The sequence below is a fragment of the Fusobacterium sp. genome (assembly GCF_029258315.1).
Classification (GTDB): domain Bacteria; phylum Fusobacteriota; class Fusobacteriia; order Fusobacteriales; family Fusobacteriaceae; genus Fusobacterium_B.
On sequence record NZ_JARHZE010000093.1, the window covers coordinates 1 to 14,803 of the forward strand.

A 14,803-nucleotide genomic window follows, 5' to 3' on the forward strand; every position below is an offset into this window, starting at 1 on the left:
AATCTCATCAACAGGGAACAAATTTCCTTCCAATGGGATTACCAATAGAGCCTCTGTGTACTGTTGTGCAGATTGTGCACTGCATAGCCCTAGGGGGTGCCATTTACAACGCCACCTGGGCAAAAGGTGCCAAATTGTTCCTCCCAGCAGGCACCTGTGGTGCAGATCACAATCCTCCTGGCACCACCGGACAGGGCACAATCTGTGTGGCCATATGTTGAGGTCCTGACTGACACCTCTGTGGGACTTTTCCCTGATAAAGAAAAAAAGACGCCATCCCATGCTGAAGTTAGAGTTGCCTTATTCACCACTGCTGCCTCCCGTAGGAGTAAGGGCCGTGTCTCAGTCCCCTTGTGGCCGTTCACCCTCTCAGGCCGGCTACCCATCGTGGCCTTGGTGAGCCGTTACCTCACCAACTAGCTAATGGGACGCAAAGCTCTCTTACAGCGCATATAGCTTTCATACAAGAGCCATGCGACTCTCGCATAATATCCGGTATTAGCTATCGTTTCCAATAGTTGTCCCAGACTGTAAGGCAAGTTCTTTACGTGTTACTCACCCGTCCGCCACCTTACTATCACCGAAGTGAATTCAAGTAGACTTGCATGTGTTAAGCATTCTGTCAGCGTTCATCCTGAGCCAGGATCAAACTCTTCATTAAAAATTTATATTTTATTGACTAGGTCAATTTAATTTACACTTACCATTTTTTAAACACCAAATAAGGTTGTTTGCTTGTCATATTCATCTATTCTGTTGTTAATGTCCTTTTTTAGATCCACTCTCGTGGACAAGAGATATCTTATCACTTTTTTCAAAAATAGTCAATATGTTTTTTTTATTTTTTTAATTTTTTTTTGTTTTACATTGGTATTATTAGATTTTTTTTACAAACTTTTTTTATTATATTTTGTATTTTTGATAATATACAATATATTGTTTTCTATTTTTTATTTTACTACTATATAATGTAATAAAATTTATAAAATAAAAAAAGCTAAGTAATATTTAAATAAATATTTTACTTAGCTCTGTTTTTTATACAATATCTTCATCATAATATTTATGCAAAAAAAGACTATAATACTATTAAAATTACATGCTCTTATTATTTATCTTCAAAAAATATCATAATAAAAGTCATTGTCTAAATACTACTCAAAAGAAAACTATCATTTTTAAATTATTATTGTTTATAATCATATTTTTATTTAATTATTTCTTTCTAATATTTGTCCAATATATTTTTTTATAGTATTTAAATAAATAATTTTAGAACTTTCTTTCATCAAAAGTAAAAACTTTTCATCTGTTCCTGTATCATTAGAACAAAGTTTTATAGCTTCTTCTTCTACTTTTAATTTTTCATAGTCATCTAATTTTTCAAATTCCATTATTATATCCATTGGAATATCCAAATCTTCTTTTAATTCTTTTATATCATTTACTGTTATTGTTTTCTTTATTCCTTTTCTTGCTTGCTTTATTTTTTTCTTACTAATTATAGTTTTTTCCTTTACTTCATTACTAAATAATGTCAAGTTTTGTTTTTCTGTGAACTCTCCTCTATCTATATTTTTCAAAACTCCATTTATATATTGTACTAATGTTGTTTTTATATTTTTGGTAAGATTTTTATAAAGTATCTTTAATACTTCACCTGCTAATTCTTCTCCATCTTCGTTAAATATTTTCTTTATTTTATTATCTGTTCTCTTATCCCAAGCTCTAACAACATATATATTTCTTTTAGCTTTTTGAATAAGCTCTACTAAACTCATAGGTAAATCTTTATATGGATCGGATTTTGTTTTTTGAGAAATTTTCTTCTTAGAAGTAGAAACTTCTTTTTTAACCGGTTCTTTTATCTCTATTATTTCAGCTTCTTCTATATCATCTAACTCTTTATTTTCTTTAGATTTATTATCTACTTTTATATTTTTATTTTTGTTCATAAGACTTTTTTGCTTATTTCCTTCTATAAAAGTTGAAATGTGACATTCTCCATCTTTTTCTAGATTGAATGTATAATTAACATAAAATGTATCTTCTTTTTTCTCTTCCTCATAAGAATATTCCAACACATATCCTAATTCCACTAAAACATCAAAAGCTTTTATAACCCTTTTTAAAACTTGTTTTGCTCTATTTAAAATATATATTTTAGTTTCTCCTGTTTTTGTTTTTCTTTCTGTTTCTTGTTCCATTCTAAGTGGAATTATGGCAGCAAGTGTTCTTAAATTTATTCTTCCATCTGTTTCATCATATCTTATTTTACTGATATATTTGTAAATTCTTCCAGCTATAGGATCTTTTGTTATAATCTCCATTAAAGCTCTTGAATTATATTTTATATATCTTTTATCTTTTATTTTTTGCCTTATATTTTTATTAAGTAAAACTCTATAAAAAACTTTTTTTCCTTTTTTTAATTTTTGATAAGTTAATAATTTAAACTCTTCATCTTCAAACTTATATTTTCCAAATTTTGTATGATTTGAAACAACAAATTGATATTCAGTACTTTTTAAATTTTTAAGAGCCTGCTCTACTTTAGTATAGTATACCCTATTCATTTTATTTCCTAAAAAATTAACTATAAAGTCTGATATTTCAAATTCTATATATTCCCCTTCTTCAGTTGGAGAATCTTTTTTCCCTTCATACATGCAAATAAGATAATTATATATTTTTTCTTCAAACATAGAGGGCTGATAAACCATATCAGTATTGTCTTTAGCTACTAAAGTACAATACATTGTTACACCCAGATCTTCAAAAGAATATTGAAAGTTTATTCTTTTATTTTGCTTTTGAGGAGTAAAAAAAGGAAAAACTATCATTTCAACAGGTATATTAATTATATTTCCTTGTAAATTTAAAAAGTTTCCTGCTCCTTGAATAACAACTTCTTTAACCTCTATATCTGGAAGATTTTTTATTTTCATATCCATTTTCTTTATATCTTCAATTAAAGATCCAGATGAGGTAATATTATAACTTTCTACAATCTCTTCAAATTCTTTGTTTTTTTCATCCATAAATTCCTCTCCAATCAAGAATTTCAATATGTATATACTCAGTAATATTTACCTAGGAATCATATTATAAAACTAAAATTAGTTTATTACAAGTTTTTTTTTATTTTTTTTATAAAAATATGTCTATAAACAGTAATATTTAACAAATTATTTTTGATAACCACAATAAAATAAATAACTATCCTTTAAAAAAGGTTTGATTTTTTTATTTTAAAACCTCTATAAAACCCTTTTAATTCAAAGATTCTATATTTTTATTTTTTGTATATAATCAATAATAATTAAAAAATTAAACTATCTCAGTAATTTCAACTAAAATTTCTTTCTTATAATTTATTTAATCAATAAAATCAAGGAATAATGAATTTGTATATAATCATTAATATTTTTATATAAAGTTAAGTTATTCAAAATCAATAAGTTTAAATTACTATATTTTTTTTCCTATTTAAAATTCAGCTTTAAAAAAATGTATATAATCATTAATATTTTTATATTATTATAACATATTGAAAATACTATCTTTTTTATTTTTTTAATTTTTTATTACTTGAAAATACTATGAAAAAAAAGTGTATATTATCATTAATAAAATAAAAAAATTAGTTATTTATTTCCAATAGTTTTTTTTAATATTTTTTTCTATTTGATCTGTACATTATACATAATACATATAAACAAAAAACAACTATAAAAAATTGTTGTTTTTTATAAAAAAAGAAATAAATAATTTTTAAAAAAATAATAAATATACTTGACAAATTTGCTTTTTTCTTTTAAAATAATATACTGTAATATAGAAACTTTTAGGAGGTGAATTTTTAGAAATGGCAAAATTCCATACATACCAACCAAATAATAGAAAATACAAAAAAGACCACGGATTTAGAGCTAGAATGAAAACTAAAGGTGGAAGACAAGTATTAAAAAGAAGAAGAGCTAGAGGAAGAAAAAAATTATCAGCATAGAACCCGGTGTAGCAAATCACCGGGTTTTTTGAAATAATGGAGACTATTTATGGAAAATTTAAAAAAGAATGCTGAATTTCAAAAAATTTATAATTTTGGAAAAAAAAGTTATGGATACTATTCTCTTATATTTTTTCTAAAAAATAATTTAGAATATAATAGATGTGGATTTGTAGCAAGTAAAAAAATAGGAAATGCTGTTTGTAGAAATAGAATAAAAAGACTATTTAGAGAATATTATAGAGAAACAGAAGAAAAGATAAAAGTGGGATATGATTTTATTTTTGTTGGAAAGAAAAATGCTGGAGAAAAATTTAAAGAATTAAAGTTCCAGGAGATGAAAAAAGATATTGACAAAATTTTTAGAAAATCAAATCTGTTTAAAGATTAAGTTAATTTTGAAAAAAATAGTTTTACTTATAATTAGGGGATATCAAAAGTTTATATCTCCTTTCTTAGGTAAAAATTGTATATTTATTCCTAGTTGTTCTGCTTATACCTATGAAGCTATTGAAAAATATGGTATAATAAGAGGGGGATTTTTAGGGATAAAAAGAATATTAAGATGTCATCCTTTTAATCAAGGAGGATATGACCCAGTGCCTCAATTAAAAAATCACAAGGAGAGAAATAAATAAATGAATTTTTTATATGGTATATTTGAAAAGATTTTAGTAACATTTTATGGAATGACAGGAAGCTATGGAATAGCAATAATTTTATTAACTATTTTTATTAAGATTGTTTTATTACCTCTTACGTTGAAACAAGATAAATCAATGAAAGAGATGAAGAAGTTACAACCAAAAATAGAAGAGATTAAAAAGATGTATAGTGGAGATCCACAAACAATGAATCAAAAAACAATGGAACTTTATAAAGAACATAAAGTTAATCCAGCAGGTGGATGTTTACCAATATTAATACAATTACCAATATTATGGGCACTATTTGGTGTTTTAAGAAAAGAGGGAGTTATTCCAGATGAATCTTTTTTATGGTTCACATTAGCAGCTCCAGATAAATTTTATATATTACCAGTATTAAATGGTGTTGTTTCTTTTGTTCAACAAAAAATAATGGGTACATCTGATAATCCTCAAATGAAGAATATGATGTATATGTTCCCTATAATGATGGTATTTATATCTTATAAATTACCTGGAGGTTTACAATTATATTGGTTAGTATCAAGTTTAACAGCTGTAATACAACAATATTTCATTATGAAAAGAGGAGAGTAGTTTTTTATGGCAGAAAATATTGAAGTAAAAGCTATGAGTTGTGAGGAAGCAAAACAAAGAGCTATTAGAGTTTTAAACATAAAAGAAGAACAAATAATAAACGTTACAGAAAAAGTAAAAAGTAAGTCTTTTTTTGGGTTATTTTCTAAGGAAGGAACTTATGAAATAGAATATACTTTAGAAATAGTTGAAAAAAAAGAAGAAAAAGCAAAAGAAGAAGTTATTGAAGAAATAAAAATAACAGAAACAGCGGTTGAAATAGAACCAATTGATGAAAGACATACTGCTAGAGATTTAAGAAAAGAAAGAAACGAAAGAAAAACTAAACAGGTAAAACCAGCTAAGGCTGAAGAGAAAAAAGAAAAAGTTAATCAGGAAATAGGAATAATAAGTAGAGAAGTAGAAAAAAGAATAGAAAATATTGAAGTAGATCAAACAAAAGTTGAAAAAATATTAGAAATAGCTAAAGGTTTAATTGAAAATATGGGATTAAACTTAGAGGTTGAATTTAGCGGAACTATTGGAAAAAATTATGTGATAAATATTTCTGGTGAAGATAAAGGGATAATCATTGGTAAAAAAGGAAAAACTTTAAATAGTTTTGAATATCTATTAAATTCTTTAATAAAAGATGTAAGAATAGATGTTGATGTTGAAGGATTTAAAGAAAAAAGAAATGATACTTTAATAGAATTGGCTAATAAAATGGCAATAAAAGCTATTAAAACTAAAAAAGTAATAAGACTTAATCCAATGCCACCTAGAGAAAGAAAAATAATTCACGAAATCATAAATCAATATCCAGAGCTAGATACTTATAGTGAGGGTAAAGATCCAAAAAGATATATAATAATAAAAAGAAAAAGATAAGAGGTGAGGTACAATGTTTGATACCATCGCTGCTATATCTACTCCTCGTGGAGAAGGTGGAATAGGTATAGTTAGATTATCAGGAGATGAATCTTTAAATATTTTAGAAAAGATATTTAAACCAAAATCAAATAAGAAGATAAAAGATATTAAATCATATACAATAAATTATGGACATATCTTTGATGGAGAAAATTTAGTAGATGAAGTTTTAGTATCAGTTATGAAGGCACCAAATACTTATACAAGAGAAGATATTGTTGAAATAAACTGTCATGGGGGATATCTTATAACAGAAAGAGTATTGGAACTTGTTTTAAAGAATGGGGCTAAAATAGCTGAAACTGGTGAGTTTACAAGAAGAGCTTTTTTAAATGGAAGGTTAGATTTAACACAGGCAGAAGCAGTGATAGATCTTATTCATGGCAAAACAGAAAAGAGTATATCTCTATCATTAAATAATTTAAGAGGAGATTTAAAAGAACAAATACATTATTTGAAAAAAATTCTTTTAGATGTAGCTGCTCATGTAAATGTAGTTTTAGATTATCCAGAAGAAGGGGTAGATGAACCTATTCCTGATCATTTAATAGGAGAACTTCATAATGTAAAAGATACTATAACAAGACTTGTAGAATCTTATGACAAAGGTAAAATGATAAAAGAAGGAATTAAGACTGCTATTGTAGGGAAACCAAATGTAGGAAAATCAAGTCTTCTTAATTCAATTCTTAGAGAAGAAAGAGCAATAGTTACAAGTATAGCAGGAACAACAAGAGATACCATAGAAGAAATAATAAATATTAAAGGAATTCCTTTAATAATGGTAGATACTGCTGGGATAAGAGAAACTTGTGACGAAGTTGAAAATATAGGAGTTCAAAAATCTAAAAAAGTATTAAAAGAAGCTGATTTAGTATTATTTGTAATGGACTCATCAAGGGAATTATCAGATGAAGATAAAGAAATATATGATAATATACAAGGTGAGAAAGTAATTGGTATTCTTAATAAAATTGATATGGAAAAGAAATTGGATGTATCAAATTTATCAAAAGTAAAGAAGTGGATAGAAATATCAGCTTTAGAAAATATTGGAATTGATAACTTAGAAAATGAAATATATAAATTCATTATTTCTGAAAATATAGAAGATAGTTCAGAAAAGCTTATAATCACAAATATAAGACATAAATCAGCTTTAGAAAAAACTAAAAAAGCTATTGAGAATATATTTGAAACAATAGATATGGGCTATCCAATGGATTTAATAGCAGTAGATCTTAATGATGCATTAGATTCTTTATCAGAGGTGACTGGAGAGATATCTAGTGAGGATTTATTAGATCATATCTTTAGTAATTTCTGTGTTGGAAAATAAAAGTTAAGGTTAACTTATGTTAACCTTATTTTTTATCTTAAGGAGTGTGTTAAAATACTTAATTATTAATGTATATATACATTAATAAAATGAAGAGGAGAGTTTTTAAATGGAAAATTTATATGATGTTATAGTTGTAGGTGGAGGGCACGGAGGAGTAGAAGCTGCTCTTGCATCAGCTAGATTAGGAAGAAAAACCTTACTTATAACTTTATCACTTGATACAATTTCAATGATGTCTTGTAATCCTTCCATAGGTGGTCCAGGAAAAAGTAATCTTGTTGCTGAGATGGATATACTTGGTGGAGAAATGGGAAGACATATAGATAAATATAATCTTCAATTAAAAGATTTAAATACAAGTAAAGGTCCTGCTGCTAGAATCACAAGAGGACAAGCAGATAAATATTTTTATAGAGTAAAGATGAAGGATCTTATAGAGTCAACAGATAACCTAGACTCATTACAAGAGAGCGTTGACGAACTTATAGTGGAAAATAAAAAGATAAAAGGAGTAGTAACTTCTCTAGGTCTTAAATATTATGCAAATGCAGTGGTACTTGCAACTGGAACCTTTTTAAAAGGAAGAATAGTAATAGGTGATATTGAATATGTAGGTGGAAGACAAGGAGAAAAAGCTGCTGAAAAATTATCTGATAGTATTATAAAAAATGGTATTCATATGGAGAGATATCAAACTGCAACTCCTCCAAGAGTGGATAAGAAAACAGTTGATTTTTCAAAAACAGAGGAACTTTTTGGCGAGAAACATCCAAGATATTTTTCAATTTTTACTAAAAAAGAGGAGAATAATGTAGTTCCAACTTGGCTAACTCATACAACAGAAAAAACGATAGAAACAATACAAGAACTTTTAAAATATTCACCAATTGTTTCTGGAATAATAGAAACACATGGACCAAGACATTGCCCATCAATAGATAGAAAAGTTTTAAATTTCCCTGAGAAAAAAAATCATCAGATTTTCTTAGAGCTTGAATCAAGTGAATCAAATGAACTATATATAAATGGATTGACAACAGCAATGCCTCCATTTGCTCAGGACGCTATTTTAAAAACAATAGCGGGGCTAGAAAATGCTAAAATAATGAGATATGGTTATGCAGTAGAGTATGACTATATACCAGCATATCAAATGTATCCAAGTCTAGAAAATAAGATAGTGGAAGGCTTATTTACAGCTGGGCAAATAAATGGTACATCAGGTTATGAAGAGGCAGCAGCTCAAGGGTTTATAGCAGGGGTAAATGCTGCTAGAAAAACAATGGGAAAAGATCCAGTAATAATAGATAGAAGTGAAGGATATATAGGTGTATTAATAGATGATATAATTCATAAGAAAACTCCAGAACCATATAGAGCTTTACCTTCAAGATCAGAATACAGACTTACTTTAAGATTTGATAATGGATTTATGAGACTTCTTGATAAGGCCATAGAGATAGGAATATTATCTGATGAGAAGATAGAGATGTTAAAGAAAGCCAAGGAAGATGTATTGAGAGAGGTTGAGTATCTAAAAGAGTTAAAAGTATCTATGAGACAAGCTAATGAGATATTGGAAAAATATGGTTCAGATAAAAAACTTACTAAGGGAACAACAGCTAATGAATTATTGAAATTTAAAGAGTTAACTTATGACAATTTAGCTTTAGAATTAGGAATTAATATAGAAGAATATCCTGAGTTTGTAAGAAGTCAAATAGAGACAATGACAAAGTATGATATTTTTATAAAAAGAGAAAAAGATCAAATTGAAAAGTTTAAAAGACTAGAGGGAATAATGATTCCTAAAGATTTTGATTTTATGAGTGTAAATGGTATTTCAAACATAGCTCGTGCTGGTCTTTGTGATGTAAAACCTCTATCAATAGGTGAAGCGAGTAGAATAAGTGGAGTGACAGGAAATGATATTGCTCTTCTTTTAGGTCATATAACGAAGAGATAAAAATTGTATATAAACAAAAATAAAAAATAATTAAATGAATTGACTGTAGAAAATTTTATATTTTCGCAGTCTTTTTATATTGAAAAATAATTGAATTTATTTTATAATATTATGTTTTAAACTTATAAAATAAAGATAGGAGATAAAAAATGAGTATAAAAGAATCTTTCAGTCATATTTTATCTGAAATTGATAAGGATAAAAAATATATAAATGAAGAAGTCTTTGAAAACACCCCAAGAAGAATGGAGGAGTTTTATTTAGATTTTTTCTCAGGAATCAATATAAATCCAATGGATTATTTTAAAAATACTTTTGAATGTGACAACAACAATGTTGTTATTGAAAAAAATATTAATTTTTACTCTATGTGTGAACATCATTTTCTTCCATTTTTTGGAAAAATTTCTATTGCATATATTCCAAATAAAAAGATTATAGGTTTTGGAGATATTGTTAAAACAATAGAAGCATTTTCAAAAAGACCACAATTACAAGAAAGATTAACAGAGGATATAGCAAGAGCAATAGTTGAAGGGCTTAATCCTTTAGGGGTTTTTGTTGTGATAGAGGCTGAGCATCTATGTATGACAATGAGAGGTGTAAGAAAGCCAGGAACTAAAATAATAACAAGTAGCTCAAAGGGAATATTTGAAAAGAGTCAAGAAAAAAGAGCAGAAGTAATGGCACTTTTAAAATTGAATGATTAATGTCTATAAACAATAATAAAATAAAAATTATGTATTTTGTAGGAGAATTATATGGATAAAATAATAATAGAGAACTTAGAATTTATTGGTACTCACGGTGTTTTTCAAGAGGAAAAATTTTTAGGTCAAAAATTTTTAGTTTCGGTAGAGATGATGACTTCTACAAGAGAGGCAGGAAAAACAGGTAATCTAGAGAAGTCAACTCATTATGGAATGGTAGCAGATGACATAGAAAAAATATTTCTTAGTCAATCTTTTGATTTGATAGAAACTTGTGCAGAAGAGATAGCACATATGATATTACTAAACTATCCATTAGTAAAGGAAGTAAAAGTAAAAATAAAAAAACCTTGGGCACCTATAAGAAAACATTTTGATTTTGTAGCAGTTGAGATAACAAGAAAATGGCATAAGGCCTATATATCTTTGGGATCTAATATGGGAAATAAAAAAGAAAATCTTTTAAAAGCAATAGAAAATATTAAAAATCTTAAGGATACTTTTGTGATAAAAGAAAGTACAATTTTAGAAACAGAGCCTTATGGCTATAAAGATCAGGATATGTTTTTAAATGGTTGTATAGAAATAAAAACTCTTTTTACACCTCAAGAACTTTTAAAAGAACTTTTAGAAATAGAAATTTTAATGGGAAGAAAAAGAATTATTAAATGGGGACCTAGAATAATTGATTTAGATATAATTCTTTTTGATGATGAAGTTATAAATGAAGAAAATTTAGTAGTTCCGCATCCATATATGTGTGATAGAATTTTTGTATTAGAACCTTTATTTGAAATAGCTCCTTATATAATTCATCCAGTGAAAAGATTATCTATTATGGAGTTAAAGAATCTATTAGAAAATAAATAACTATAATAAAATATTTAATATAGATTGTGTCTATAAACAATAATAAGTTAGGAAATTAAAATTTTATAAAAAGAAAATATAAAAAATTCTGATGTATATAAACAAAAATAATAAAAAGCTTTCATTTATAAGTGTTTTTATTTTAAATTTTGAAAGGAGAAATTTAAAATTATGATATTAAAGGTAAGAGATAAAAGTATAGAAATAGGTAAAAAAACATTAATAATGGGAATATTAAATATTACTCCTGATTCTTTTTCAGATGGTGGAGATTATTTAGATGTGGAAAAAGCTATACAGCACGCTAAAGATATGGTGAGAGATGGGGCTGATATTATTGATGTTGGAGGGATGTCAACTCGTCCAGGTCATGAAGAGGTATCAGTTGAAGAAGAAATAAATCGTGTTATACCAGTTATAAGAAGATTAACTAAAGAGGTTGATGCTTTGATTTCAATAGACACTTATAGATGGGAAGTAGCTGAAAAAGCATTGGAGTTGGGAGTTCACATAGTAAATGATGTTTGGGGATTACAATATGATGAGGGTCAAATGGCAAAGTTAATTTCTAAATATGATTGCTTAGTTGTTGTGATGCATAATCAAGATGATAAAGAGTATGAAAAAGATATTATTTTATCAATGAGAGAATTTTTTAATAAAAGTTTTAGTCTTATAGACAATAATAAAATTTCTCGTGAAAGAGTTTTTATAGATCCAGGAATTGGTTTTGGAAAAGGTTTTGATGAGAATATAGAGGTTTTAAAAAGATTAGATGAATTAAAAGATATAGCACCTATTTTATTAGGAACTTCAAGAAAAAGATTTATAGGAACATTATTAAATGGAGTACCTCCAAAAGAAAGATGTGAGGGTACAATTGCAACAAGTATTTTAGGAATAGAAAAAGGTGTAGAAATAGTTAGAGTTCACGATGTATTGGAAAATAAAAAAGCTCTATTAGTGGCAGATAAGTTAGTGAGAGATAAAAAATAATGTCTATAAACAAAAATAAAACTAGTTATGTTCTCATAACTAGTTTTTAAATTTGGGAAAAAAAAACTCTCTAAATTTTTTAGAGAGTTTAGAAACTTTTAAATGGCTGGGATGGCTGGATTCGAACCAACGCATAACGGAGTCAAAGTCCGTTGCCTTACCGCTTGGCGACATCCCAACAACGCATATAATTTTAACACATTTATTTATATTTGTCAATTTTTTTTTTAGGAAAAAAATAAAAAAATTTAAAAAAATAAAAAAGTCCTTGGTTACCAAGGACTAAATAGTTTTTAATTATTCTTCTATTGGAGCTGGTTCTACTTGAGTTTCACCTTCAGCTTTTAAAATTTCATTATATTTAGAAATAACAGTATTAGTTATCTCCTTTCTTAAATCTAATGTAATTGGGTGAGCTATATCTTTATATTCACCATCAGGCATTTTTCTTGAAGGCATAGCTACAAACATTCCTTTTTGTCCATCAATTATTTTTAAACCATGAATAACAAAGCATCCCTCAAGAGTAATATCTGCATAAGCTTTCAATTTAGTTTCCTCTTCACTTTTAACTGTTCTAAGTCTCACATCTGTAATTTTCATCTCAATAGCACCATCCTTTTGTAATATTGTTTTAGTTTATATGAAATTGCATTTTATAATTCTGCAATCTTTAAACATTTGTTTCAATATTTCTAAGTAGCTCTCAGTAGATTTTTTATCAGAAAGTATAAAATAACAACTACCACTTCCTGACATAAAAAATTTAATATTTAAATCTTCTATTTTTTTTCTAAAAGATTGAATATTCTCATCACTTATTAAAAGACTTTGTTCCAACATATTTTCTATATTATTAGAAACTTTAGAAAGATCATTTTCCTCTAAACCAGATATTATTTTTTCAATATCAGCAAATTTTTTATTTTCTAGTTTGCTATACATATCGTAAGCCTCTTTAGTAGAAACTCCAAACTCTGGTTTAATAAGGATAACATCACAATCTAAATTATTTTTTATATCCTGTAATTTTTCTCCAATTCCTTTAACTCTACAAGGAGTATTTTTTAAAAAGAATGGAATATCTGCACCAATGGATTTTCCAACTTTAATCAACTCCTCTTCATTTAAAATAAAGTTATGAAATTTATTAAGTTCTTTTAAGAAAAAACCACCATTTGAACTTCCACCACCAAGTCCAGCTTCGTGGGGAATATTTTTTTCAAGATATATATCTATACTTTCAGGTTCTATCTTTGTTGCTTCATAAAATTTTTTATAAATTTTATATAAAATATTTCTTTCATCTGTGGGAATACTTTCAATATTTGAAGTAATTTTTAAATTCCCCTTATGTTTATTAAAAGAAATATCCATCTTATCTGCTAAAGAGATAGGAACCATTATCATATCTAATGAATGATATCCATTTGGAAGTTTTTCTAAAATATTAAGCCCAAGATTTATTTTTGCATTACTTATTATAGTCATTAACCTAAAATCTCCTCTTCACCAGAAAGATCAATATTAAGTCCAGAACTTTCTAATACTTTTACAAGATCATTACTTTTATCCTTTGTTACATTTCCATTAGGAACTTCTAATATTTCAAATTTAAAATATCTATCATAATATTCTATCTCTAAAATATTTCCAACTTTCACTTCTGTACTAGCTTTAGCTATTTTTCCATTTAATTTAGCTTTTCCACCATCTACTACAATTTTAGCAATTGGACGTCTTTTAATAATTCTACTTACTTTTAAAAATTTATCTAATCTCATTATTTACACTCCTATATTTTAGTTATACCTTATTTTTTATATAAGTCAATAGTTTTTTATTATTATTTTTCATTTTTTTTAGCTTCATTCCAAAGGGTATCCATCTCTTCTAGGGAAGAGTTAGAAATATCACAATTATTTTCAACATATCTAAATCTTCTTTCAAATTTTTCATTTGTTTTTCTTAAAGCCTCAGAAGAGCTTATTCCTAAATGACGAGCATAATTTGTTATAGCAAACAAAAGATCTCCAATCTCTTCCTCAATATGTTCTTTATTATTTTCAGAAACAGCTTCTTTTACTTCTGAAAACTCTTCATTTACTTTGTCTAAGACATCATCTATATTATCCCAGTCAAAACCACAAGTAGCCGCTTTTTTTTGAAGCTTTTCAGCTTTTAAAAGACTAGGGAAAGAGCTAGGGATTCCATCAAGAATAGATTTTCTATTTTTATGCTCTTTTTCTAAAAGTTTAATCTCTTCCCATTTTTTTTGGACATCAGTCACAGATTCAATTTTTTCATCAGAAAATATATGAGGATGTCTTCTTATAAGTTTTTCATTTATCTTTCTTGAAATATCTTCAATAGTAAATTCCCCTTTTTCTTCGGCAATTTTTCCTTGGAAAAGGATGTGTAAAAGAACATCACCTAATTCTCCACAAAGTTCATCACCACCTTCTTCCCAAACATCTAATGCCTCATAAACTTCTTCTAAAAAAGGAGTTTTTAAACTTTCTCTAGTTTGTTTTCTATCCCAAGGACAACCATTTTCACCACGTAAAATATTTAGTGTTTCTACTAATTTATAAAATTCCTTCAATTTCTACCTCCTCATACTCTTTAAAAAAGTTTTTAATATTTTTTTCATAAAGAATAGAATTTTTAGTTTTCAATTTACATTTTCCACTTGTTATTAAATTTAATATTTTTTCAAAATTAACTTTTTCAGGAATAAAACTAATTTCATAA

General features: G+C 26.9%; 15 protein-coding genes, 1 tRNA gene and 1 rRNA gene. 10 read left to right on the top strand and 7 right to left on the bottom strand.

Features of this window, described 5'->3' with window-relative positions:
- A 16S ribosomal RNA gene (locus tag Q1J48_RS06645) occupies window positions 1-661 on the bottom strand; the annotation flags it as partial.
- A 550-nt stretch (window positions 662-1,211) separates the two neighbouring features.
- Window positions 1,212-3,041: a chromosomal replication initiator DnaA gene (locus Q1J48_RS06650; RefSeq protein WP_300362107.1), complete on the bottom strand. Its 1,830-nt coding sequence runs from the start codon at window positions 3,039-3,041 to the stop codon at window positions 1,212-1,214.
- A gap of 827 nt (window positions 3,042-3,868) precedes the next feature.
- Between Q1J48_RS06650 and rpmH the strand changes: the two genes are divergently transcribed.
- The 10 genes from rpmH (at window position 3,869) to folP (ending at window position 12,049) form a co-directional block, all read left to right on the top strand.
- The gene (rpmH, locus tag Q1J48_RS06655; RefSeq protein ID WP_300328231.1) at window positions 3,869-4,009 is read left to right on the top strand and encodes a 50S ribosomal protein L34; all 141 of its coding nucleotides are present in this window, start codon (window positions 3,869-3,871) and stop codon (window positions 4,007-4,009) included.
- Window positions 4,010-4,058: 49 nt separating this feature from the next.
- On the top strand, window positions 4,059-4,400 hold the full coding sequence (rnpA, locus tag Q1J48_RS06660; RefSeq protein ID WP_300328234.1) for a ribonuclease P protein component: 342 nt from the start codon (window positions 4,059-4,061) through the stop codon (window positions 4,398-4,400).
- A 7-nt stretch (window positions 4,401-4,407) separates the two neighbouring features.
- A complete protein-coding gene (gene yidD, locus Q1J48_RS06665) occupies window positions 4,408-4,647 on the top strand; it encodes a membrane protein insertion efficiency factor YidD (RefSeq protein WP_300328237.1) in 240 nt (79 codons plus the stop codon).
- The gene (locus Q1J48_RS06670) at window positions 4,648-5,253 is read left to right on the top strand and encodes a YidC/Oxa1 family membrane protein insertase (protein WP_300328240.1); all 606 of its coding nucleotides are present in this window, start codon (window positions 4,648-4,650) and stop codon (window positions 5,251-5,253) included. It abuts the gene before it with no gap.
- Window positions 5,254-5,259: 6 nt separating this feature from the next.
- On the top strand, window positions 5,260-6,123 hold the full coding sequence (locus Q1J48_RS06675; protein WP_300328243.1) for a Jag family protein: 864 nt from the start codon (window positions 5,260-5,262) through the stop codon (window positions 6,121-6,123).
- Between the two features lie 13 nt (window positions 6,124-6,136).
- Window positions 6,137-7,504 (top strand): tRNA uridine-5-carboxymethylaminomethyl(34) synthesis GTPase MnmE, encoded by a 1,368-nt coding sequence (gene mnmE / locus Q1J48_RS06680; RefSeq protein ID WP_300362110.1) that lies wholly within the window; start codon window positions 6,137-6,139, stop codon window positions 7,502-7,504.
- Window positions 7,505-7,613: 109 nt separating this feature from the next.
- Window positions 7,614-9,473 (top strand): tRNA uridine-5-carboxymethylaminomethyl(34) synthesis enzyme MnmG, encoded by a 1,860-nt coding sequence (mnmG, locus tag Q1J48_RS06685; protein ID WP_300362112.1) that lies wholly within the window; start codon window positions 7,614-7,616, stop codon window positions 9,471-9,473.
- A 149-nt stretch (window positions 9,474-9,622) separates the two neighbouring features.
- Complete coding sequence (gene folE / locus Q1J48_RS06690; RefSeq protein ID WP_300362115.1) at window positions 9,623-10,183, top strand: GTP cyclohydrolase I FolE; 561 nt, start codon at window positions 9,623-9,625, stop codon at window positions 10,181-10,183.
- 51 nt (window positions 10,184-10,234) lie between these two features.
- Window positions 10,235-11,053, top strand: a complete 819-nt coding sequence (gene folK / locus Q1J48_RS06695; protein ID WP_300362117.1) for a 2-amino-4-hydroxy-6-hydroxymethyldihydropteridine diphosphokinase — start codon at window positions 10,235-10,237, stop codon at window positions 11,051-11,053.
- 171 nt (window positions 11,054-11,224) lie between these two features.
- Window positions 11,225-12,049, top strand: a complete 825-nt coding sequence (gene folP / locus Q1J48_RS06700; protein WP_300362119.1) for a dihydropteroate synthase — start codon at window positions 11,225-11,227, stop codon at window positions 12,047-12,049.
- A gap of 103 nt (window positions 12,050-12,152) precedes the next feature.
- On the opposite strand, the gene Q1J48_RS06705 is transcribed toward folP, so the two are convergent.
- The 5 genes from Q1J48_RS06705 to mazG form a co-directional block, all read right to left on the bottom strand.
- Window positions 12,153-12,227 (bottom strand) — tRNA-Gln (locus Q1J48_RS06705).
- A 119-nt stretch (window positions 12,228-12,346) separates the two neighbouring features.
- Window positions 12,347-12,652, bottom strand: coding sequence for a septation regulator SpoVG (spoVG, locus tag Q1J48_RS06710; protein ID WP_300328261.1), 306 nt, complete (start codon window positions 12,650-12,652; stop codon window positions 12,347-12,349).
- A gap of 36 nt (window positions 12,653-12,688) precedes the next feature.
- Window positions 12,689-13,540, bottom strand: coding sequence for a 4-(cytidine 5'-diphospho)-2-C-methyl-D-erythritol kinase (ispE, locus tag Q1J48_RS06715; protein WP_300362122.1), 852 nt, complete (start codon window positions 13,538-13,540; stop codon window positions 12,689-12,691).
- Window positions 13,540-13,833, bottom strand: coding sequence for an RNA-binding S4 domain-containing protein (locus Q1J48_RS06720; RefSeq protein WP_300328265.1), 294 nt, complete (start codon window positions 13,831-13,833; stop codon window positions 13,540-13,542). Before Q1J48_RS06720 ends, ispE begins: the two co-directional genes overlap by 1 nt.
- Window positions 13,834-13,895: 62 nt before the next feature.
- Window positions 13,896-14,654 (bottom strand): nucleoside triphosphate pyrophosphohydrolase, encoded by a 759-nt coding sequence (mazG, locus tag Q1J48_RS06725; RefSeq protein ID WP_300362125.1) that lies wholly within the window; start codon window positions 14,652-14,654, stop codon window positions 13,896-13,898.
- Window positions 14,655-14,803: the final 149 nt, after the last annotated feature.